This window comes from Pseudomonas arcuscaelestis (assembly GCF_016881005.1).
Classification (GTDB): Bacteria; Pseudomonadota; Gammaproteobacteria; order Pseudomonadales; family Pseudomonadaceae; genus Aquipseudomonas; species Aquipseudomonas arcuscaelestis.
The window spans coordinates 143,424-164,990 of sequence record NZ_JACOPV010000005.1; the positions used below are offsets into that span (position 1 = coordinate 143,424).

At 60.0% G+C, this 21,567-nt stretch carries 18 protein-coding genes; 13 read left to right on the forward strand and 5 right to left on the reverse strand.

Annotated elements, in window-relative coordinates; all coding sequences use genetic code 11:
- The first annotated feature begins 3 nt into the window (after window positions 1-3).
- On the forward strand, window positions 4-900 hold the full coding sequence (locus H8F21_RS09200; protein WP_203584255.1) for a 1-aminocyclopropane-1-carboxylate deaminase/D-cysteine desulfhydrase: 897 nt from the start codon (window positions 4-6) through the stop codon (window positions 898-900).
- On the opposite strand, the gene H8F21_RS09205 is transcribed toward H8F21_RS09200, so the two are convergent.
- A complete protein-coding gene (locus H8F21_RS09205) occupies window positions 897-1,445 on the reverse strand; it encodes a cytochrome b (RefSeq protein WP_203476887.1) in 549 nt (182 codons plus the stop codon). The two genes, H8F21_RS09200 and H8F21_RS09205, sit on opposite strands and share 4 nt — an antisense overlap.
- Before the next feature lie 168 nt (window positions 1,446-1,613).
- On the opposite strand from H8F21_RS09205, the gene H8F21_RS09210 reads away from it, so the two are divergent.
- Window positions 1,614-2,900: an arsenic transporter gene (locus H8F21_RS09210; protein WP_203584256.1), complete on the forward strand. Its 1,287-nt coding sequence runs from the start codon at window positions 1,614-1,616 to the stop codon at window positions 2,898-2,900.
- Window positions 2,901-2,920: 20 nt separating this feature from the next.
- Here H8F21_RS09210 and H8F21_RS09215 read toward each other — a convergent pair whose 3' ends face one another.
- The gene (locus H8F21_RS09215) at window positions 2,921-3,871 is read right to left on the reverse strand and encodes a DUF1853 family protein (RefSeq protein WP_203584257.1); all 951 of its coding nucleotides are present in this window, start codon (window positions 3,869-3,871) and stop codon (window positions 2,921-2,923) included.
- 135 nt (window positions 3,872-4,006) lie between these two features.
- Here H8F21_RS09215 and H8F21_RS09220 point away from each other — a divergent pair, with 135 nt between their 5' ends.
- The 11 genes from H8F21_RS09220 to H8F21_RS09270 all read left to right on the forward strand — a co-directional run bounded on the left by H8F21_RS09220 (window position 4,007) and on the right by H8F21_RS09270 (window position 16,006).
- Window positions 4,007-4,897, forward strand: a complete 891-nt coding sequence (locus H8F21_RS09220) for an NAD(+) kinase (RefSeq protein WP_028945842.1) — start codon at window positions 4,007-4,009, stop codon at window positions 4,895-4,897.
- The gene (locus H8F21_RS09225) at window positions 4,894-5,868 is read left to right on the forward strand and encodes a metallophosphoesterase (RefSeq protein ID WP_203476876.1); all 975 of its coding nucleotides are present in this window, start codon (window positions 4,894-4,896) and stop codon (window positions 5,866-5,868) included. Before H8F21_RS09220 ends, H8F21_RS09225 begins: the two co-directional genes overlap by 4 nt.
- The gene (locus H8F21_RS09230; protein ID WP_203584258.1) at window positions 5,865-6,737 is read left to right on the forward strand and encodes a rhomboid family intramembrane serine protease; all 873 of its coding nucleotides are present in this window, start codon (window positions 5,865-5,867) and stop codon (window positions 6,735-6,737) included. The genes H8F21_RS09225 and H8F21_RS09230 overlap by 4 nt, the downstream gene beginning before the upstream one ends.
- A 13-nt stretch (window positions 6,738-6,750) precedes the next feature.
- Entirely contained in the window at window positions 6,751-7,011 is a 261-nt protein-coding gene (locus H8F21_RS09235; protein WP_136475231.1) for a YeaC family protein, read from the forward strand.
- Window positions 7,008-7,838: a DUF2797 domain-containing protein gene (locus tag H8F21_RS09240; protein WP_203584259.1), complete on the forward strand. Its 831-nt coding sequence runs from the start codon at window positions 7,008-7,010 to the stop codon at window positions 7,836-7,838. The genes H8F21_RS09235 and H8F21_RS09240 overlap by 4 nt, the downstream gene beginning before the upstream one ends.
- 12 nt (window positions 7,839-7,850) lie before the next feature.
- Entirely contained in the window at window positions 7,851-10,508 is a 2,658-nt protein-coding gene (gene pepN / locus H8F21_RS09245) for an aminopeptidase N (RefSeq protein ID WP_203584260.1), read from the forward strand.
- A gap of 256 nt (window positions 10,509-10,764) precedes the next feature.
- Window positions 10,765-11,811, forward strand: a complete 1,047-nt coding sequence (locus H8F21_RS09250) for a WD40/YVTN/BNR-like repeat-containing protein (RefSeq protein WP_203584261.1) — start codon at window positions 10,765-10,767, stop codon at window positions 11,809-11,811.
- Between the two features lie 14 nt (window positions 11,812-11,825).
- On the forward strand, window positions 11,826-14,210 hold the full coding sequence (locus H8F21_RS09255; RefSeq protein ID WP_203476948.1) for an efflux RND transporter permease subunit: 2,385 nt from the start codon (window positions 11,826-11,828) through the stop codon (window positions 14,208-14,210).
- A gap of 87 nt (window positions 14,211-14,297) precedes the next feature.
- Complete coding sequence (locus H8F21_RS09260; RefSeq protein WP_203476861.1) at window positions 14,298-14,588, forward strand: DUF5629 family protein; 291 nt, start codon at window positions 14,298-14,300, stop codon at window positions 14,586-14,588.
- Window positions 14,554-15,690, forward strand: a complete 1,137-nt coding sequence (locus tag H8F21_RS09265; protein ID WP_203584262.1) for a lactonase family protein — start codon at window positions 14,554-14,556, stop codon at window positions 15,688-15,690. Before H8F21_RS09260 ends, H8F21_RS09265 begins: the two co-directional genes overlap by 35 nt.
- A 121-nt stretch (window positions 15,691-15,811) precedes the next feature.
- A complete protein-coding gene (locus tag H8F21_RS09270; protein WP_203476856.1) occupies window positions 15,812-16,006 on the forward strand; it encodes a hypothetical protein in 195 nt (64 codons plus the stop codon).
- Between the two features lie 56 nt (window positions 16,007-16,062).
- On the opposite strand, the gene H8F21_RS09275 is transcribed toward H8F21_RS09270, so the two are convergent.
- The 3 genes from H8F21_RS09275 to H8F21_RS09285 are packed head-to-tail and all read right to left on the reverse strand — an operon-like array spanning window position 16,063 to window position 21,538.
- A complete protein-coding gene (locus tag H8F21_RS09275; protein WP_203476853.1) occupies window positions 16,063-16,656 on the reverse strand; it encodes a glutathione S-transferase in 594 nt (197 codons plus the stop codon).
- Window positions 16,653-20,300, reverse strand: coding sequence for an AAA family ATPase (locus H8F21_RS09280; protein ID WP_203584263.1), 3,648 nt, complete (start codon window positions 20,298-20,300; stop codon window positions 16,653-16,655). Before H8F21_RS09280 ends, H8F21_RS09275 begins: the two co-directional genes overlap by 4 nt.
- The gene (locus H8F21_RS09285) at window positions 20,297-21,538 is read right to left on the reverse strand and encodes an exonuclease SbcCD subunit D C-terminal domain-containing protein (protein ID WP_203476849.1); all 1,242 of its coding nucleotides are present in this window, start codon (window positions 21,536-21,538) and stop codon (window positions 20,297-20,299) included. Before H8F21_RS09285 ends, H8F21_RS09280 begins: the two co-directional genes overlap by 4 nt.
- Between the last annotated feature and the right edge of the window lie 29 nt (window positions 21,539-21,567).

The window sequence follows — 21,567 nt, forward strand, 5'->3', positions numbered from 1 at the left end:
TACATGACCGGCTTTGATGTTCTTCCCCATGCGCCTTTGCAACGACTTGAATTGGACTGGCTGCTGCCGTTCGGCGTTGGGTTGGCGGTGTTGCGCCTGGACCTTATCGACCCGCTGATCAGTGGCAACAAGTGGTTCAAGCTTCTTGAGCATTTGCGCCTGGCGGAAAAAGCTGCAGCTGCAGGTGTGATCAGCCTTGGCGGTGCGCATTCGAATCACCTTCACGCCTTGGCAGCTGCCGGCAAACGCTTCGGCTTCGCCACCGCTGGCCTGTTGCGCGGTCATCCGCAAGACACGCCCACGGTACGCGATCTGCAAGACTTCGGTATGCAACTGCATTGGCTTGGATATGCAGGATACCGTGCACGTCATCACGCGCAGTTCTGGCAGCCCTGGCAAGCGCAATACCCGGGGTGGCATTGCGTTCCCGAAGGCGGAGCAGGGGCGCTTGGGGTCAAGGGCTGTGCCTTGATCGTTGAACAGGCGCAAGCTCAACTGGCGAGCATCGGGTGGCTGGATTACGACGGTTGGTGGCTGGCGGCGGGTACCGGTACAACGCTGGCAGGGCTGGTGCTGGCCGAGCGCGGTGCTCATCAGGTTCATGGCGCCTTGGCAGTTCCCTGGGACCACGGTGTGCCTGCTCAGGTTGAAGCCCTGGCCGGCACCAGTGGTTATCGACTGTATGACGCCTGTCGCGGTGGTTTTGCCAAGGTCGATGAGGTATTGCTGGCGTTTATCGCCGCCAGCGAAGCGCAAGCCGGTGTGCCACTGGAGCCGCTTTACACCGGCAAGGCCCTGCTGGCGCTGCGTGAGCAGGTTGAGGCGGGTGCTTTTGCGCCAGGTACACGGCTTATCTTTCTGCACAGCGGCGGCCTGCAAGGCCGCCGCGGCTTTGCTTAGTTGTTGCGCGGCAGCATGCGAATCAGGGTGTTATCTCGCTGCACATAGTGATGATAGAGGCCGGCCAGGGCGTGCAATCCGATCAGCCAGTAACCCCAACTGCCAATGCGCTCGTGCCAGCCCTTGATGAATTTAGCCATGTCCGGATCTGGCGCCATCAGGGCTGGCAGTTCGAAGCCATAGAACGGAATGGGTTTGTTTGCTGCGCTGAGAATCAACCAGCCGGCAATTGGCAGGCCGATCATCAACAGGTACAAGGCCAGGTGCATCAAGTGCGCAAGGCCGGTCTGCCATGCCGGAGGGGCCGGGATGATCGGTGGCGTCGGGCGGCTCAGGCGCAGCGCCAGACGCAGCCACACCAGTACGAATACCGTCAGGCCAAGCATGAAGTGCAAGTCTTTCATCAAGTTGCGCTCGACGCTGTCCTTGGGGAACATTCCGCGCAGTTCGATCAGGGCATAGACGGCGGCCAACAGCACCAGCATCAACCAGTGCAAGGCAATCGACAGGCCACCATAACGGGCTACGGGGGTTTTCAGGGTCATGGTCATTCCTCGTGATCAGGTCTAAATCCGCGTTCTTCTAGACGCAGTGACGTCACTGTAATCGCTGACAAGTGGATTACTCGTCAATTGCAACAAAAAATTGCTATCGGATTATTGATCTGTCGCTAGAATCCGGCGTTTCTTCCCTTCGCGATCCTGGTTTCTCCCATGCTCATGGCGTCGTTGATTTTTCTGCTGACCATTACCCTGGTGATCTGGCAACCCAGAGGCCTGGGCGTTGGCTGGAGTGCTACGGGTGGCGCGTTGCTGGCACTGCTCAGTGGTGTGGTGCACTGGAGTGATATCCCGGTGGTCTGGCAGATTATCTGGAACGCCACGGGTACTTTCGTTGCGCTGATCATCATCAGCCTGTTGCTCGACGCCGCCGGTTTCTTTGCCTGGGCGGCCCTGCATGTTGCACGTTGGGGTCGAGGCAGTGGCAGGAGGCTGTTCTGTTTTATCGTCTTGCTTGGCGCGCTGGTTTCGGCCTTGTTCGCCAACGATGGCGCTGCATTGATTCTTACCCCAATCGTGGTTGCCATGCTGCTGGCACTTCGTTTCAGCCCGGCAGCTACCCTGGCATTTGTAATGGCCGCAGGCTTTATCGCCGATACGGCGAGCTTGCCGCTGGTCGTGTCGAACCTGGTCAACATCGTTTCAGCGGACTTCTTTGGTATTGGCTTCAACCGTTATGCCGCGGTCATGGTGCCGGTGAACCTGGTCAGCGTGGCGGCGACCCTGGCGGTATTGCTGTGGTATTTTCGCCGCGATATTCCGGTCAACTATGACCCTCTGCAGTTGGATCGACCGCGCAGCGTGATTCAGGACCCCGCCACGTTTGTTGCTGGCTGGCTGGTGCTGGCGATCTTGTTGATCGGCTGCTTTGCCCTTGAACCGCTGGGAATTCCCATCAGTGCAATTTCAGCGGTGTGTGCGCTGGTATTGCTGCTGATCGCCGCACGCGGACAGAAGATTTCGACGCGCAACGTGCTGAAAGAAGCGCCTTGGCATATCGTGGTGTTTTCCCTGGGGATGTACCTTGTCGTCTATGGCCTGCGCAACGCTGGCTTGACCGACGCCCTGGCTGGTTGGCTGGATGGCTTTGCTGCTGGCGGCGTGTGGGGCGCGGCCATGGGCACGGGACTGTTGGCAGCATTGCTGTCGTCGATCATGAACAACCTGCCGACAGTGCTGATTGGCGCCTTGTCCATCGATGCAAGCTCGGCCACTGGAGTGGTCAAGGAAGCGATGATCTACGCCAACGTCATCGGCAGTGACCTGGGCCCGAAAATCACCCCCATCGGTAGCCTTGCAACCTTGTTGTGGTTGCATGTGCTGGAACGCAAGGGGGTGAAAATTGGCTGGGGCTACTACTTCAAAGTCGGCATCGTGCTGACGCTGCCGGTGTTGTTACTGACGTTGGCGGCGTTGGCGCTGCGGTTGAGCTTGGGTTAGTGGCGCCATCTATCGCGCGGTTATGTGCAGGCTTCGTTGGGCCAGCCATCGGCAACAAGAAACACGCGCGAAGCTTCCTCCCAGTGACCGTCTGACCCTTGCACTAAACGCACCAGCAGTTGCGCCGGTGCCAAGGGCTCAAGCGCCTGGAGCCAGGAATTCAATCGTTGCGCGCTCCAGCACGCTTCATCGCTACAGCGTGCGGGCGCGAGCCAGGCATGGCGAGGTAAGGGTTGCCAGCATCCGGACGGGCTTTGTTCGACAAACGCCGGCCAGTCGCGCCGGTGCAGCCACTGTCCGCGCATATGTTGGGGGTGGGCGCCCTGAGGCGGGGTGACTTGTCCCCCAGGCCAGGGGTAGAACAGATAGCCCGCGAGCCACATTTGCGCGCTGAGCTGCTCGATATCCAGTTTCGCCAGCACTTCGCGGCTTTCAGCACGGGCGCAAATCGGCAGTTGGTGGTCGCTCAGATGAGCAAGTTTGCGATCCAGGCGGTCGTGGCAGCCCGGTCCCAGCCAGTGCGCCGGGTCCTTGCTATTAGCCGTTGTTGGCCCCAGATAGAGCTTGATCGCCAGTTCCAGGTGGTGCACCCCTTGTGCGTCACGCAGGAGAATATCCAACTCGCCCAGGGTGTGGCCGGCGGTGCGGATCGGCAGGTTCGCCGCCATTAACTCCACGCCTGGCGCCTGCTGCAAGGCAAACTGCCAAAGACGTTCGTAGTACAGGCCCAGGCGGCGAGTGGGGCCATGGGCTAGCCACTGGGTCAAGGTGCTACTGTCGCCATCCAGGGCCTGGAGCCACTGCTGCAACCGCTCGGGATGCTCGACCCAGTCGCTGGCAGCCAGTGGATGACGTTGTGGCCAAGGCGTTTCAAGCAGCATGGGGGGCGCGAGCAGGGTCCAGGCCAAGTCGCGTACTGCAGGCTGGCGTAACTGGCGAGGCAAGTCGATCAGGCCGGGAAAAGGGTTCATCTTGCGAGCATAGTCGTTAAGCTCCCGGCCCTGGCGTTTTTCTCCGGCGTTTGCTGCCAGCCGGCGCTTTCGCCCATAATTGAACTCTTTGGCCAATTCGCCTTTTTACCCGCCGTAGTGCCTAGCAGGAGCCACATGGAGCAATTTCGCAATATCGGTATCATCGGCCGCCTTGGAAGCTCCCAGGTGCTCGATACTATTCGCCGACTGAAAAAATTCCTGCTGCAACGGCATCTGCACGTCATTCTCGAGGACACCATCGCCGAAGTACTGCCAGGCCACGGCCTGCAGACCTCTTCGCGCAAGTTGCTGGGCGAGGTCTGCGACCTGGTCATTGTCGTTGGCGGTGACGGCAGTCTGCTTGGTGCGGCCCGGGCCCTGGCCAAGCACAACACGCCGGTGCTGGGCATCAACCGCGGCAGTCTCGGGTTTCTTACCGATATCCGTCCCGATGAGCTGGAAGTAAAAGTCGCCGAGGTCCTCGACGGTCATTACCTGGTCGAGAATCGCTTTCTGCTCCAGGCTGAGGTGCGTCGTCACGCCGAAGCCATTGGCCAGGGCGACGCGCTCAATGATGTGGTGCTGCATCCGGGCAAATCGACACGGATGATCGAATTCGAAATCTACATCGATGGCCAGTTTGTCTGCAGCCAGAAGGCCGACGGCCTGATCGTTGCCACCCCGACCGGTTCAACCGCCTACGCCTTGTCGGCGGGCGGGCCGATCATGCACCCCAAACTCGACGCCATCGTCATCGTGCCGATGTACCCGCACACCTTGTCTGGACGACCGATCGTGGTCGACGGCAACAGCGAGCTGAAAATCGTGGTGTCCAAGGACCTGCAGATCTACCCGCAAATTTCCTGTGACGGCCAGAACCACTTTACCTGTGCACCGGGCGACACCATTACGGTGAACAAGAAGCCGCAAAAGCTGCGCCTGATTCATCCGCTCGATCACAATTATTACGAGGTCTGCCGAACCAAGCTCGGCTGGGGCAGCCGCCTGGGTGGTGGAGGCGAGTGATGCTCGATCCAGCCCGTAGTTACGACCTGATTGGTGACGTGCACGGCTGTGCGCACACCCTGGAGCGCCTGCTCGATGCCCTTGGCTACAAACGCCAGGGCGGGGTCTGGCGTCATGCCCAGCGCCAGGCGCTGTTTCTGGGCGATATCATCGACCGCGGTCCGCGGATCCGTGAGGCGTTGCATATTGTCCACGACATGGTCGAAGCCGGCCAGGCTCGCTGCATCATGGGTAATCATGAGTACAACGCCCTGGGCTGGAATACGCCGGCCCTGCCTGATAGTGGCAAGCAGTTCGTGCGCGAGCATACGCCGCGCCACGGTCGCCTGATTTATGAAACCCTGACCCAGTTCGAACAGCATCCGGGCGATTGGCACGATTTTCTCGAATGGTTCTACGAGCTCCCGCTGTTTCTCGATGCCGGGCGCTTCCGTCTGGTCCATGCCTGTTGGGATCCGCGGCTGATCGAACCGTTGCGCAAGCATCACCCCGATGGCTGTATCGATGAGCATTTCATCCAGGCTTCTGCCGAGCCCGAAAGCTTTGCGGCGACGGTCTGTAACCGCTTGCTGCGGGGCACCGACATGCGCCTGCCGGATGGACTGACGCTGACCGGCGGTGACGGCCTGACGCGCGCCTTCTTCCGTACCAAGTTCTGGGAAGAAGACCCGCAGACCTACGGCGATATTGTGTTCCAGCCTGACGCCTTGCCCGAAAAAGTTGCCAGCACACCGTTGAGCCACACCCAGAAGAATGCCTTGCTGCGCTACGGTGAAGACGAACCGATGCTGTTTGTCGGCCACTATTGGCGCAGCGGCAAGCCGGCGCCGATTCGTTCGAACCTGGCCTGTCTGGATTATAGCGCGGTGTTGTACGGCAAATTGGTCGCATACCGTCTTGATGATGAAACCCGAATCGACCCGCGCAAGTTCGTTTGGGTCGATGTCGATCGGCCGGAGGCCAGTCAATGAGTGCAGTGGTGGTGTTACGCATGCCCTTGAACATCGACCTGAGCGGCTTTGTCGGCCTGTTGCGGCGCCTGCAGGTACCGCATCGGGTCAGCGAGGAGGGCGGCGAGCAGGTGCTGTGGGTGGCAGAAAACCTCGCCGAAGATGTGCGCGAGTTGTACCAGAGGTTTCCTGAGGGCGACGCGAACTTCCAACTACCTGCCGATGCCGCCTTGGCGCCGCCACCGCGTCCGCGGCTTGCCGAGCAGGTGCGCGCCAGCAAGGCTACCGCGGGGATACTTTTGCTGTGCCTGATCGTTGCCGGGCTGACCGGCCTTGGTGACAACTTCGCCACCTTGAGCTGGCTGACTTTTCTCGATTTTCGCGTACAGGGTGATTACCTGTACTTCACGCCGCTGGCTGCAAGCCTCGCAGACGGCCAGTGGTGGCGGTTGTTTACGCCGATGCTGGTGCATTTCGGCATCCTTCACCTGGCCATGAATGCCTTGTGGTATTGGGAGTTGGGGCGACGAATCGAGCTGCGCCAGGGATTCTGGGCGCTGCTGAGTCTGACCTTGTTGTTCAGCCTGGTATCCAACATCGGCCAATACCTGTTCGGCGGGCCGAGCCTGTTTGGTGGTCTGTCCGGGGTGCTTTACGGCCTGCTCGGGCATATCTGGTTGTACCAGTGGCTGGCGCCGAACCCGGTGTACAGGATGCCGCGCGGGGTACTGGTGATGATGCTGGTCTGGCTGCTGTTGTGCCTGTCCGGACTGGTCAGCTTGCTGGGCTTTGGCCAGATTGCCAACGCCGCCCATGTCGGCGGGTTGTTGGTCGGTTGCCTCAGCGGGCTCTTGGGCGGGGCGCTGGCCCGGCGTAAACTTACGGCTTGATTTGGGAGACGCTATGTCCACTTTTGCGCAAATGATCGAAAACATCACCCCGGAAATCTACGCGAGCCTGAAACAGGCCGTGGAGCTGGGTAAATGGGCGGACGGGCGCAAGCTCACCACCGAGCAGAAAGAGCTGTCGCTGCAAGCGGTGATTGCCTGGGAAATGCAGAACCTGCCTGAAGATCAGCGCACCGGCTACATGGGCGCGCAGGAATGCGGTTCGAAGTCGGCGCCAGTCGAGAACATCCTGTTCAAGTCGGATGCGATCCATTGATCGAACTTGGCCGCGGCTCCATCAGTAAAATGTCGGCGCGTCTCGACGCGCCTGTGGTGCAGTACGCTTTTCGTCTGGGTGAGCAGGAAGTCCCGGTCAACCCGCTGATTGGCAAGACGGTGCGCCTGGAATACCTCGGTGCCATCCATTGCAACCACTGCGGTCGTATGACCAAGACCAGCTTCAGCCAGGGCTACTGCTACCCTTGCATGACCAAGTTGGCCCAGTGCGATGTGTGCATCATGGCCCCGGAAAAATGCCACTACGATCAAGGCACCTGCCGCGAGCCCTCGTGGGGCGAGCAGTTCTGCATGACCGATCATGTGGTGTACCTGGCCAACTCCTCCGGCATCAAGGTCGGCATCACCCGTGCCACCCAGTTGCCCACGCGTTGGCTCGACCAGGGTGCAAGTCAGGCTCTGCCCATCGTGCGGGTCGCCACCCGCCAGCAGTCGGGGCTGGTCGAGGACCTGTTCCGTAGCCAGGTTGCAGATCGCACCAACTGGCGGGCGCTGCTCAAGGGCGATGCCGTGGCGGTTGACCTGTTGGCGGTGCGCGATCAGTTGTTCGACAGCTGCGCCGAAGGCCTGAGCACCCTGCAGGAGCGCTTCGGTTTGCAGGCCGTGCAGCCGTTGAACGATGCCGAAGTGGTGGAAATTCGCTACCCGGTCGAGGCTTATCCAAGCAAGATCGTCAGCTTCAATCTGGACAAGAACCCAGTGGCTGAAGGCACGCTGCTGGGCATCAAGGGCCAGTACCTGATCTTCGATACCGGTGTGATCAATATTCGCAAATACACGGCGTATCAGCTCGCCGTGCATCAGTAAAAGGACCGCCACATGCGTACCGAACAGCCGCAAGTGATCTACCTCAAGGACTATCAGGCCCCCGAATACCTGATTGACGAGACGCACCTGACCTTCGAACTGTTCGAGGATCACACCCTGGTTCACGCGCAATTGGTCATGCGCCGTAACCCCGCTCGCGGGGCCGGTTTGCCGCCGCTGGTGCTCGATGGCCAGCAACTTGAGTTGCTGGCTGTTTCCATGGGTGACCATGCCTTGCAAGCGGCTGATTACCAGCTCGATGACAGCCACCTGACGCTGCAGCCCAACGCTGCCAGCTTCACGTTGGACACCAGCGTAAAGATCCATCCGGAGAGCAACACGGCGCTCGAAGGCCTGTACAAATCCGGCAGCATGTTCTGCACCCAGTGCGAGGCCGAGGGCTTTCGCAAGATTACCTACTATCTTGATCGCCCGGACGTGATGAGCAAGTTCACCACCACGGTGATTGCCGAGCAGCATCGTTATCCGGTGTTGCTGTCCAACGGCAACCCTGTGGGCAGCGGTCCTCAGGACGATGGTCGGCACTGGGCGACCTGGGAAGACCCGTTCATGAAACCGGCCTACCTGTTTGCGCTAGTGGCGGGTGACTTGTGGTGTGTCGAAGACACCTTCACCCGTCAGTCGGGCCGCGACGTGACCTTGCGCATTTATGTCGAGCCGGAAAACATCGACAAATGCCAGCACGCCATGACTAGCTTGAAAAAATCCATGCGCTGGGACGAAGAGGTCTACGGGCGCGAGTATGACCTGGACATTTTCATGATTGTTGCGGTCAACGACTTCAACATGGGCGCGATGGAAAACAAGGGCCTGAACATTTTCAACTCCAGTTGCGTGCTGGCCCGTGCCGAAACCGCTACCGACGCCGCGCACCAACGCGTCGAGGCGGTGGTCGCCCACGAGTACTTCCACAACTGGTCGGGTAACCGGGTGACCTGCCGCGACTGGTTCCAGTTGTCGCTCAAGGAAGGTTTCACGGTGTTCCGTGATTCGGAGTTCAGTGCCGACATGAACTCGCGTACGGTCAAGCGCATCGAAGATGTGGCCTACCTGCGTACCCACCAGTTTGCTGAAGATGCTGGCCCCATGGCTCACGCCGTGCGTCCGGAAAGCTTCATCGAAATCTCCAACTTCTACACCCTCACGGTCTACGAAAAGGGTTCGGAAGTGGTGCGCATGGTGCGCACGCTGCTGGGCGCCGAAGGTTTCCGCAAGGGCAGCGATCTGTACTTTGAGCGTCATGACGGCCAGGCAGTGACCTGCGACGACTTCATCAAGGCCATGGAAGATGCCAACGGTGTCGACCTGAGCCAATTCAAACGCTGGTACAGTCAGGCAGGTACGCCGCGCCTGGCAGTCAGCGAGTCCTACGACAGCACCGCACAGACCTACAGCCTGACCTTGCGCCAGAGCTACCCGGCAACCCCGGACAAGGTCGAGAAGCAGCCGTTCGTGATTCCGGTTGAGCTGGGCCTGCTCGACGCCCAGGGCAACGATATCGATCTGCGCCTGCAAGGTGAAGACACCGCTGCTGGCACCTCGCGAGTATTGTCGGTGACCGAGGCCGAGCAGACCTTTACCTTCGTCGACATCGCGGCCAAGCCGCTGCCGTCGCTGTTGCGTGGTTTCAGCGCGCCGGTGAAGCTGAGCTTCCCCTACGACCGCGATCAGCTGATGTTCCTCATGCAGCATGACAGCGACGGCTTCAACCGCTGGGAAGCAGGTCAGCAACTATCGGTGCAGGTGCTTCAGGAACTGATCGCCCAGCATCTGCAGGGCAGTGCCCTGGTACTTGACCAGCGTCTGGTCACCGCCTTGGGCACCGTGCTGGCCAATGAGCAACTGGACCAGGCCATGGTCGCCGAGATGCTCTCGCTGCCAAGCGAGGCGTACCTCACCGAAATCAGTGAAGTGGCGGATGTCGATGCGATTCATGCGGCCCGCGAATTCGCGCGCAAGCAGATCGCCGATCAGCTATTCGACGCGCTGTATGCACGTTATCAGGCAAACCGCGGGGTCTCGCGTACCACTGAGTATGTAGCCGCGGCCGAACATTTTGCCCGCCGCAGCCTGCAGAACATCGCGTTGTCGTACCTGATGCTCAGTGGTAAACCCGAAGTACTGGCTGCGACCCTGGAACAGTTCGACGCTTGTGACAACATGACCGAGCGCCTGACGGCGTTGGCCGTGCTGGTCAACTCGCCATTCGAAAGCGAGCGGGCCAACGCACTGGAAGTCTTCGCCGACAACTTCAAGGACAACCCGCTGGTCATGGACCAGTGGTTCAGCGTGCAGGCGGGCAGTACCTTGCCGGGCGGTCTGGCGCGGGTCAAGGCACTGATGCAGCACCCGGCCTTCACCCTGAAGAACCCGAACAAGGTTCGCGCCTTGATTGGCGCCTTTGCCGGGCAAAACCTGATCAACTTCCACGCCGCTGATGGCTCTGGCTATGCTTTCCTGGCGGATCTGGTGATCGAACTCAATGCCCTCAACCCGCAGATTGCCTCGCGTCAGTTGGCGCCGTTGACCCGCTGGCGCAAGTACGACAGTGCCCGCCAGGCGCTGATGAAGTCAGAACTCGAACGCATCCTTGCATCGGGTTCGCTGTCCAGTGATGTCTACGAAGTGGTCAGCAAAAGCCTGGCTTGACCGCCTGGCGATACACGCTGGTTTACCTGGTCACGGCCGCTAAGCGGGCGTGATCAGGGCAGCACTTGCGCCTGCTTTTGAGTGTGATCTACCTGCCCCCATACCCCCGCTTAACAAAACATAACGTCCCGTTCGTTGTCAGCCCTTCACAAACCCCGATAGGATTGCCCCCAGCTATTGCGGGGCTCTGGAACACGGTTTTTGGCAGTACCTGCAAATAGATTGACCCAAATAACAATAATCGGGGAACAGATCTATGACCGAGCCTTATATGGCAGGTACCGGTGGCGCATTGCACGCGCGCCCATGGACGTTGGCCGCCAGCGCTGCGCTGGTGCTGGCAATTGGGCTGTGGGCCAACACCGTCGAGGCGGCAACGTCCGCGGCGCCGGTTTACTCCACTGAATCGGCCAAAGCCGAAAAGAGCCTGTTGCTGGACGTGACCCGCGCAGGTGCTCGCTTGATCGCTGTTGGCGATCGCGGCCATATCCTCTTTTCCGATGACCAGGGCAAGTCCTGGACCCAATCCAAGGTACCGACCCGGCAATTGCTGACTGCTGTGTATTTTGTCGACGACAAGCACGGCTGGGCTGTAGGCCATGATGCACAGGTGCTGGTCAGCGCAGACGGCGGCGTAACCTGGACCAAGCAGTTCGAAGACTTGAAACGCGAAGCACCGTTACTCGATGTCTGGTTCAAAAACCCCGACCACGGCTTTGCCGTGGGCGCCTACGGCGCGTTGCTGGAAACCACCGACGGTGGCAAGCAATGGAACGATGTGGCTGACCGCCTGGACAACGAAGACCAACTGCACCTTAACGGCATCGCTCTAGTGAAGGACGCCGGCCTGTTCATTGTTGGTGAACAAGGCACGATGTTCCGCTCCAGCGATGACGGCCAGACCTGGCAGAAGCTTGAAGGCCCTTATGAAGGCTCTCTGTTCGGTGTGATCGGTACCGCTCAACCACGTACATTGCTGGCCTACGGCTTGCGCGGCAATCTCTACCGCTCCACGGATTTCGGCGACAGCTGGCAGAAGATTGATCTGCAAGGCGCACGCGGCGCTCTCGAATTTGGCCTGGCAAGCGCTACGCTTCTCGATGACGGCAACCTGGTACTCGTGGGTAATGGCGGCACCGTCCTGCGCAGCACTGACGACGGCCAGACGTTCAGCGTTTTCAACCGGTCGGACCGTGTCGCCCTGGCAGGTGTCAGCGGCAAGAGCGGAGGAGGCCTGGTACTGGTTGGCCAGGGCGGCGTACACCTGGCTTCGGCCCAAGGCGCCGAAGGAGTACAGCCATGAGCCAGCAGGAGAAGATCAACATGAACCAGCAGCACCATCAGGACAAGGCGACGTTGCTTGAACGTCTGATTTTCAACAACCGTCCGGTGGTGATCCTGATCTGCCTGGTGGTCAGCGTGTTCCTGTTCTGGCAGGCCATGCAGATTCGTCCTTCAACCAGTTTCGAGAAAATGATTCCGCTTCAGCATCCTTTCATTGAAAAGATGCTTGAGCACCGTAACGACCTGGCCAACCTGGGCAACACCGTGCGCATCTCGGTAGAAGCCACAGATGGCGATATCTTCAGCAAGGACTACATGGAGACCTTGCGCCAGATTCACGACGAGGTCTTCTACATTCCTGGCGTTGACCGTTCCGGGCTCAAGTCGCTGTGGAGCCCGAGTGTTCGCTGGACCGAGGTAACCGAGGAAGGCTTTGCTGGCGGCGAGGTCATTCCCAACACCTACGACGGTTCGGCTGACAGCCTGGAGCAATTGCGTAACAACGTCCTCAAGTCCGGGCAGGTTGGACGCTTGGTAGGCAACAACTTCAAGTCGAGCATTATCGACGTACCGTTGCTTGAGTCCTATCCAGACCCGCAAGACCAGAGCAAGCTGATCAAGCTCGACTACCAGCAGTTCTCTCACCAGCTGGAAGAGAAGATCCGCGACAAGTTCCAGGCTCAGAATCCCAATGTAAAAGTGCACATTGTCGGTTTTGCCAAAAAGGTCGGTGATCTGATCGATGGCTTGCTGATGGTGGTGATGTTCTTTGGTATCGCCCTGGTGATCACCTGGGTGCTGTTGTACTGGTTCACCTGGTGTATCCGCAGCACCATCGCCGTGTTGATCACCACGCTGGTCGCAGTGGTCTGGCAGTTGGGGTTAATGCACGCGGTGGGGTTCGGGCTCGATCCCTACTCGATGCTGGTGCCGTTCCTGATCTTCGCTATCGGTATTTCCCATGGTGTGCAGAAGATCAACGGTATTGCCCTGCAATCGAGCGAAGCTGATAACGCCCTGACCGCAGCACGCCGTACTTTCCGGCAATTGTTCTTGCCGGGAATGATCGCGATTCTTGCCGACGCGGTGGGTTTCATCACCTTGCTGATCATCGACATTGGCGTGATCCGGGAACTGGCCATCGGCGCCTCCATCGGTGTAGCGGTAATCGTGTTCACCAACCTGATTCTGTTGCCGGTGGCGATTTCCTATGTCGGTATCAGCAAGAAGGCCATTGAGCGCAGCAAAAAGGACGCGACGCGCGAGCATCCGTTCTGGCGCCTGCTGTCGAACTTTGCCAGCGCCAAAGTTGCACCGGTCTCCATCGTCCTGGCCCTTCTGGCCTTCGGTGGTGGCCTGTGGTACAGCCAGAACCTGAAAATCGGCGACCTTGATCAGGGCGCACCGGAATTGCGTCCGGACTCGCGCTACAACAAGGACAACAGCTTCATCATCGATAACTATTCGACCAGTTCGGACGTGCTGGTGGTAATGGTCAAGACCCCGACCGAGGGTTGCTCGATCTACTCGACCATGGCGCCGATCGACGAGCTGATGTGGAAGATGGAGAATACCCCGGGCGTGCAGTCGGCAATTTCCCTGGTCACTGTGTCCAAGCAGATGATCAAGGGCATGAACGAAGGCAACCTGAAATGGGAAAGCCTGTCGCGTAACCCGGATGTACTCAACAGCTCCATCTCCCGTGCAGATGGCTTGTACAACGCCGACTGCTCGCTGGCGCCAGTGCTGGTGTTCCTCAACGACCACAAGGCCGAGACGCTGGATCGTGCAGTAAAAGCCGTGCAGGAATTTGCCGACACCCACAACAAGGAAGGCCTGGAATTCCTCCTGGCGGCGGGTAACGCGGGTATCGAGGCGGCCACCAACGAAGTGATCAAGTCGGCGGAACTGACCATCCTGATCCTCGTGTACATCTGCGTGGCGGTGATGTGCATGATCACCTTCCGCTCCTTCGCGGCGACCCTGTGCATCGTGCTGCCGCTGGTGCTGACCTCGGTGCTGGGTAACGCGTTGATGGCCTTCATGGGCATTGGCGTGAAGGTGGCTACCTTGCCGGTAGTGGCGCTGGGTGTGGGAATCGGTGTCGACTACGGCATCTATATCTACAGTCGCCTGGAAAGCTTCCTGCGTGCCGGGCTGCCATTGCAAGAGGCCTACTACCAGACCCTCAAGTCGACCGGCAAGGCGGTGTTGTTCACGGGCCTGTGCCTGGCGATCGGCGTGTGCACCTGGATTTTCTCGGCAATCAAGTTCCAGGCCGACATGGGCCTGATGCTCACCTTCATGCTGCTGTGGAACATGTTCGGGGCGCTGTGGCTGTTGCCAGCGCTGGCGCGCTTCCTGATCAAGCCGGAGAAAATGGCCGGCAAGGCAAGCAACTCGATCTTCGCGCACTAAGCGCGTGAGCTCGCGAGGCAAGCCGACTCGACTTGCCTCGCGATGCTTTCAGGTATCATGCATTTTTACCTGACGATACTGTGCGAAATGACAACCCTTTCCCAAGTCCTGCAAACCTGCGACATGCTCTTGATCGACGGTTTGCACGCTTTCGACTTCACCTTTGACGACAGCGGCCTGCACATCCAGTGCATGGACGGTCGCGCCCTGAAGAAGTGGTCTTTCTCTCCTGAGCAAATCGCTGCCGCCCGTGCAGAAGGCGAGGATTGGCTGCTCGCTGCTGACACTGCCGAGCATCGACTAATCTGTATAAGTGCCTTTCGCGCCCCGGACGAGGATGACGATGAAACGCCAACTGACGACCCTGCTGCTAGCTAGTGCCATGAGTGTGTTGGTCAACGCTCACGGCGCGCAATTGCTGGTAGGTAGTTACACCGATGGCACCAGCGAAGGGATCTACCGCTACGCATTCAACAGCGAAAGCGGCCAGATCGACGCCAAGCCGTTGCAGGTGCTCAAAAGTGAGAATCCGTCGTGGTTGACGTTGTCGGTCGACAATCGCCTGTTGTTCGCCGTTAACGAAAATGGCGCTGGCAAGGGCCAGGCCAGCAGTTTCGCCATCAGCAAAGACGGTGGTCTGAAACCGCTCAACCAGATCAGCAGCGGCGGCGATGAGCCGACCCATGCCAGCCTCAGCCATGACCAGCGTTATCTGTTGGTTGCCAACTATGGTGTCCAGCCAGATCCTGGTGGAAGCCTGAGCGTATTACCGGTAGCCAAGGATGGGAAGTTGTCCGCCTCGGTGCAGCAGGACCGACACAAGGCCAGCGGTGCAAACCCGCAGCGCCAGGCCGGGCCGCATGTGCATAGCGTGGTGCCCTCCCCAGACGGGCATTTCGTGTTTGCCAGCGACCTGGGCGCCGACAAGGTGTTCATCTATCGCTACGACGGCGCCAGTCCGAAACATCCGTTGAGTCCAGCCAACCCGCCGTCGATCGATCTGCCGCCCGGCAGTGGCCCACGTCATTTGCTGTTCAGCAGCGATGGCAAGCAGGCTTACCTGACCCTGGAAATGAGCGCGCAGGTAGTGGTCTTCGAGCACAACGACGGCAAGTTGATCGAACGCCAGCGCTTGCCATTGACCGAACAGAATGATGCCTCTGCCAAGGCTGCCGGTGCCTTGCACCTTTCGGCTGACGGACGCTTTCTGTATGTCAGCAATCGGGGTACGGCCAACGAGCTTCTGGTCTTCGCTGTCGATGAGGACACCGGCAAACTGATGCAGGTGCAGCATCGCAGTGTCGAGGGGGATCACCCGCGCGAATTCGCCCTTGATCCGACCGGCAAGTTTGTTCTGGTCGCCAATCAGAAGAGTAACGAGATTGTGGTGATTCGCCGCGACCCACGCAGCGGCATGCTGGGAGAAACCCTGCAGAAGCTGCCTCAGAGCGCGCCCTCGGATCTCAAGTTCATAGACTGACTATCGATAGCCGTGATAGTGGCTACTGCTGCAATGAATTTCTGTGCGCCGCGTCAGCGGCGTAAGTTTGAACCACGGTCTGCAACGGCCCTTTCAAACCACAGACGTCGAGATCAGCGCCATGAACTTCAATCTTTTCCCCGTCATTGCCGCCTCTGCCATTTCTGCTTCGGTTGTGTTGCCTGCTCACGCCCAGTTTGAAATCAGCGAGCGTAAATCCTCCACCCTCAGCTACACCCAGAAGTACCTGCAACAAAGTGCCAACTTCTACGCCGCGCTCGACCACAAGGCGCGTCTGCCTTGGGTCAACGAGTAGAAATACCAGGTGGTCGCACACATCTCATCGCGGGCTACGGCCCGCGATGAGTCACTTCAGCGCGCCATAATGGCCTTGAACAGTGCCGAGTCCAGCCAGCCCTGCAACCAGGCACGCAGGTGCGGGTAGGGGGCGCTGGCGAACCATTGCGGCTCGACCCCGGCGAATTGGCGCATCAGCGGCAACAACGCCACATCGGCGAGACTGGGGTGGTCGGCGAGCAGGTACGGGCGCTGGCTTAAAAGCGCTTCAAGCTCCCCAAGCCAGGCCTCGGCCTGGTGACGATAGTGCTCGCGAGTGTGTTGCGGGTAGCGCTCCGCGTACTTGTACAGATTAACCTGGGCCTTGAAGTCCCGGTCGTTACGCGCAATCAGCGTCTCGGCTGCTTGCGCCGCTTGTGGGTCGGCGTGCAGCAGCCAATCTTGCGGGTCGTTCCAGGCCAAGGCCCAGCGCATGATATCCAGGCTTTCATCGAGCACCTGCACACCTGTGCTCAATACCGGCACCGTGCCTTTGGGCGAAAGCTCAAGCAGTTGCGCCGGCTTGGCCTTGAGGCTGACTTCGCGAATTTCCACCGGGCATTCGCTGTAGTGAAGCGCCAGGCGGGCACGCATGGCCCAGGGGCAACGCCGGAATGAATAAAGAATCATCCGCTGACCTCCACGGTACTCAAGCCATTGCCCTGGCGACGTACTTGAATCTGAACCGGAATGCGTTCGTGCATTTCCTGCACGTGGGAAATCACCGCCACTTTGCGGCCCTGGGCCTGCAAGCCATCAAGGGCATCCATCGCCAATTGCAGCGACTCTGGGTCAAGGCTGCCGAAGCCTTCGTCGATGAACAGCGATTCGATGCGCAATGTGCTCGAAGCCATTGATGCCAGGCCCAGCGCCAAGGCCAGCGACACCAGGAAGGTTTCGCCCCCGGACAACGAATGGACTGACCGCAGTTCATCGCCCATTTCGGTATCCAGTACCAACAGCCCAAGCAAGCTACCGCCGCGCTTGAGGCGATAGCGCCGTGCCAGTTGGCGCAGTTGGGCATTGGCGTGGTGCACCAGCAGGTCGAGGTTGTAGCCTTGGGCAATCTTGCGGAAGGTGTCGCCGGTAGCTGAGCCGATCAGGGCGTTGAGTCGCGCCCAGCGCTGCCACTCGCTATAGGCCTGGGCCAGGCGTTCGGTCAAGGCCTGGTTGGCCAACTGCCGGCGCTGGTCGTCCGCTTGTTCGGCACGCAGTTCGGCGCAGACCTGCTCGCTGGCAGACAGTTGTTCTTGCAGCGTGAGCAGTGCTTGTTGCAGTGCTTCGGCGGGAGTTTCCAGCGTGGCCAGGGCTTGGTGCTGTTCCAGGCGCTGCTGGCGTTCGGTAAGCAGGATCTGCGCCTGCTCCAGGGCCTTTTCGCTGTCCTGCAAACGTTGGCGAAGCTGGCCAACGGTGTGGTCATCCATGGCCAGCAATTGTTCCAGGCCGCTGTCGTCCAGCTCAGGGTGGTGCTGGCGCCATTGCTCGATTTGCCCGCGTACCTCGGCATGTTCCTGTTCCAGGGCGCTCAAACGCTCGCCCTTGGCCTTCAGTTCGGTGCTCAGCTCGATCAACTGCGCCTGGGTTTGCTGCAATTGTTGGCCCGCCTGGGTGACTTGCTGGCGGGCCAGTTCGACAGACTGCTCCAGATGCTGCTGCCAGTGATCTGCGCTCGGTTGCTCACCGAGCAGGCCGATCAAGCTGGTCTGGCTCTGTTGCTGTTGACGTTCAAGCCCGGCGAGTTGCGCCTGCAGTTCCTGCTGTTTTTGTACGCGTGCCTGTTGTTGGACTTGAGCTTTGTCCAGGGTCTGTTGGCGCTCGCTGTATTGCTCTTGCTCGTCTTTTTGCCGTTGCAGCAGTTCCAGGCGCTGGGCCAATTGTTGGTCCAGGCGCAGGAATGCCGCTGCCGGTTCACGGCGCAGTTGGTCGAGGGTGTCCGCGGGTAACAGCGTGGCAAAGCTTGCCAACTCTTGCTCCAGACGTTCTTGATCGGCGCCCAGGGCTTGCTGCTGTTGTTGCAGATGTTGATTGGCCTGTTGGTTGGCGTCTTTAGCGGTCTGCACCTGTTGTTGCAGGCGCGTAGCGTCTTTTTGCAGGGTGAGCAGGGTGTTCTGGCGCTGTTCGTCGCGGCTGATATCGTCACCTAGGCGCCGCGCTTGCAGGTCCAGCCAGTTCGAGCGCTGGCCGGGTTCCTGATCGGACAGCACGCTGTACAGCGAGTGCGCCTGCAGCTTGGGTTCCAGGCCTTGCAGTTGCTCGCTCAACTGCTCCTGCTGGTGCAGGTATTCCTTGATCTGGCCATTGATGCCACCCAACTGGGTGCGCAACTCGTCCAGTTGCTTTTTCAGCTCATCGACCGCGTTCTGGGCGTTGTGCTCCTCGTTCTGGTCATGCCGGCCCAGGCTCTGCAGCAGGGCTTCGGGCTGATGATAGGGATGCTCCTGGCTGCCACATACCGGGCACGGCTGGCCGTCTTCGAGCTGGGCGCGGAGGTCTTCAACGCTCTGGCTGCGGGCCAGGCGCTGACGCTCCAGCAGTTGCCGGGTGACTGTGAGGGTTTGTTCGGCAGTCGTCAGTCGACTCTTGGCGTCCAGGCCAGCACTGATCAATTGTTCACGTTGCTTAAGCGCAACCTGCTGGCGCGCACGCAGGGCGTTGAGACGCTGTTCGAGATCCTGTTGCTGTCGCCACAGATGGTTGAGCTCATCCACCTCACGCTGTTGCTGGCGATTTTTCTGTAGCAGTTCGCCCAGCAAGCCGATCTGCTCAGCCAGCGCTTCGGGTTCAGCTTGCGCTTCATGGTAGAGCAAGGCGATGGCCGCCCGTTGTTGCTCAAGCGCTGCGCTGCTCTGTTTGACCCGTTCCTGTAGTGCGGGCAACTCGGCGCGGCCCTGGTTCAAGCGGTTGCCCATCTGCATCAGTTGCTGCAGACGATCGCGATAGGCGTTCCAGGCGTCTCCCAAGCTGGCAAGGGATTCGCTGTGCAGGAGTTGTTCGCTGATCTGACCGAGGCGCTCCTGGGTCAGGCGCTGTTGTTCTGTCAGCTGCAGCAGCTGCTGCTGGCCTTCGCTGCACACTTGGTCTGCCTGCTGCTTGAGCGACTGGCAGTTGCCGAGCTCCTCCAGCAAGCGCGCCAGGGTGTTCTGTTCGGTAAAGGCCTGGCGTAGCAGCGGAGCACTTTCTGTGTGTTCGGCCAGGGCCTGGCTCAGTGCCTGCTGGGCGTTCAGTTGTTCGCTGTGCAGTTGTTGCTGACGTGCCTGCAACTCGCTGTGTTGCTGGTTTGCGCTGCTGATGCTGGCAGCCAGGGGCGCGAGCTGTTGGCTCAATGCCTGCTGGCGGGAGAACTGGTGGCGCTGCGGAGCAAGCTGCTCAAGGCGTGCCAGATCCAGGCGGTCACTCTGCAGGCTTGCGCTGTGTTGTTGAGCGCTGTGCAGTTGTTCGTGGCTGGTTTGCACCTGGGCTTGCAGGAGCTGCAGTTCAGCCAGCCATGTGCGTTGCAGCTCAAGTTGACGCAGTTGCGACTGCTCGCCTTTCAGGCGTTCCAGGGCCTGATCGTAGCGCTGGTCGAGATCAGCGCGCGCCTCGGCAGCCATCGGCATTACCCCGGCGGCTTGGTCCTTCAATGCCTTGTGGGCTTCTTCGGCTTCTTTGCTCTTGCTGAAGGCACGGCGTCCCAACTGGCTGTAGATTGCTGTGTTGGTGAGCTTTTCCAGCAACTCGCTGCGATCTTTGTCATCGGCTTTGAGGAAGGCGCTGAATTCGCTTTGGGCCAGCATTACGGCGCGGGTGAACTGTTCAAAGTTAAGGCCCAGGCACGCTTCGATCAGTTGCTTGTATTCACCTTTACTCTGGTTGCTCAGCAGTTGCTCGCTGTCCAGGTCGTGCAGGCTTTGGCGGCTGCCTTGCAGCTTGCCATTGGCTTTATCACGGGCGCGGTTGGCTTCCCAACGGGCTCGGTAGCGTCGTCCGTCGATGCCCATGAAATCGACTTCGGCAAAGCCGCTGCCGGTGCCGCGACGCAGCAGCGTGCGGGGGTCGCTGGTGAGAATGTCACTGTCGATTTCCGGCAGCTTGGTTTCGCGACCGATATTGTTCAGGCGTGGAACCGAGCCAAACAGGGCTAGACATAAGGCATCGAGTAGGGTGCTCTTGCCGGCGCCGGTGGGGCCGGTAATGGCGAACAGGCCAGCGCTGGCCAGCGGCTCGGCGGTAAAGTCGATTTCGCACGGGCCCGCCAGGGAGGCGAGATTCTTCAGGCGAATAGCTAGAATTTTCATGCCTGCTCCTCCTGTTGCTGCACGTCCTGTAACAACAGGGCGAAGTCGGCCAGGGTCTGCTCGTCCACTGGGTTGCCATAGGCCTGGGTCCAGGCGCGACTGAACAGTTCCTGCGGCGTCAGCTGCCCAAGCTCCACCAGGGTTTGGGCGTCGACTTCTTCACCGTTGCGGTTCCCCGCGTATTCGGCACCGATTCGTACAAGGCGTACTGCCTTGCCGTGCAGGGCGCTTTCCAGTTGCTGGCGCAGATCCGGCTGCGGCTCATCCAGGCGCACGCGCACTTCCAGCCAGGGCTGGCGCTGCGGGTCATCGAGCAGGTCAACCACTGGCAACTCGGCCAGTTGCTCAAGTATCTCTGCCAGGGGGGCCGGCCCGAGTCGCTGCAGGTGAACGGCGCGTGGTACCAATCGCGACTCGACGCTGTTCAGTTGGCTGCCTTCAAGTTCGATCTCGAGAATCTGGTGCTGATAAGCGATCTCGGAAAACGACAGGGGAATGGGTGAACCGCTGTAGCGAATGCGTTCCTCGCGATTGACCCGCTGGGGCTTGTGCAGGTGGCCGAGCGCAACGTAGCTGATGTCTTGGCTGAACAGGCTGGCGGGCAGGGCTTCGGCATTGCCAATAATCAGGCTGCGCTCGGAGTCCTCCGAGACCGAGCCACCGGCCATGTGCGCATGGCTGATTGCGATCAGTGCCTGGCCAGGCTTGCGCCGTTCCAGGGCGGCGTCGATCAAACGCTCATGCACCTGGGCGATACCGCGCAGGTAGTCATCGCCCAGGTGCGCGCCGGTCACTTCCGCCGGTCGCAGAAAGGGCAGCGCCAGGCACCAGGCTGCCACTTTGCCGCGGGCGTTGGTCAAAGGAATCAACAGGCGATCGCTGTCCAGGACGCCATCGTCAAGCCACTGCACGCGGCCCAGGGCGTGGGTGCGCAGGCGCCGCATCAGCGGCGCCGGCAGCTCGATACGCGAGCCGGAGTCATGGTTGCCGGCAATCATCACGATGTTCAACTTCGGCTGTTGCTCGTGAGCCTGGACGATGAAATCGTAGAGCCGTTCCTGGGCTTTGACCGGCGGGTTGACCGTGTCGAAGATGTCGCCCGCGATCAGCAGCGCATCCGGTTGGCGCAGTTTGAGTTGGCCAAGCAACCAGTCGAGGAAACAGCCGTGCTCGAAGTCGCGTTCCTGGCCATGCAGGGCTTGTCCCAGGTGCCAGTCGGAGGTGTGAAACAGACGCATGAAGGGTTCCGCAGATTACCGGCGCAACG

Bases quoted from the DNA above. Each gene is read 5' to 3' on its own strand.
- H8F21_RS09200 (WP_203584255.1), top strand. From the start codon at position 4: ATGACCGGCTTTGATGTTCTTCCCCATGCGCCTTTGCAACGACTTGAA.
- H8F21_RS09205 (WP_203476887.1), bottom strand. From the start codon at position 1,445: ATGACCCTGAAAACCCCCGTAGCCCGTTATGGTGGCCTGTCGATTGCC.
- H8F21_RS09210 (WP_203584256.1), top strand. From the start codon at position 1,614: ATGCTCATGGCGTCGTTGATTTTTCTGCTGACCATTACCCTGGTGATC.
- H8F21_RS09215 (WP_203584257.1), bottom strand. From the start codon at position 3,871: ATGAACCCTTTTCCCGGCCTGATCGACTTGCCTCGCCAGTTACGCCAG.
- H8F21_RS09220 (WP_028945842.1), top strand. From the start codon at position 4,007: ATGGAGCAATTTCGCAATATCGGTATCATCGGCCGCCTTGGAAGCTCC.
- H8F21_RS09230 (WP_203584258.1), top strand. From the start codon at position 5,865: ATGAGTGCAGTGGTGGTGTTACGCATGCCCTTGAACATCGACCTGAGC.
- H8F21_RS09235 (WP_136475231.1), top strand. From the start codon at position 6,751: ATGTCCACTTTTGCGCAAATGATCGAAAACATCACCCCGGAAATCTAC.
- pepN (WP_203584260.1), top strand. From the start codon at position 7,851: ATGCGTACCGAACAGCCGCAAGTGATCTACCTCAAGGACTATCAGGCC.
- H8F21_RS09250 (WP_203584261.1), top strand. From the start codon at position 10,765: ATGACCGAGCCTTATATGGCAGGTACCGGTGGCGCATTGCACGCGCGC.
- H8F21_RS09260 (WP_203476861.1), top strand. From the start codon at position 14,298: ATGACAACCCTTTCCCAAGTCCTGCAAACCTGCGACATGCTCTTGATC.
- H8F21_RS09265 (WP_203584262.1), top strand. From the start codon at position 14,554: ATGAAACGCCAACTGACGACCCTGCTGCTAGCTAGTGCCATGAGTGTG.
- H8F21_RS09270 (WP_203476856.1), top strand. From the start codon at position 15,812: ATGAACTTCAATCTTTTCCCCGTCATTGCCGCCTCTGCCATTTCTGCT.
- H8F21_RS09275 (WP_203476853.1), bottom strand. From the start codon at position 16,656: ATGATTCTTTATTCATTCCGGCGTTGCCCCTGGGCCATGCGTGCCCGC.
- H8F21_RS09280 (WP_203584263.1), bottom strand. From the start codon at position 20,300: ATGAAAATTCTAGCTATTCGCCTGAAGAATCTCGCCTCCCTGGCGGGC.
- H8F21_RS09285 (WP_203476849.1), bottom strand. From the start codon at position 21,538: ATGCGTCTGTTTCACACCTCCGACTGGCACCTGGGACAAGCCCTGCAT.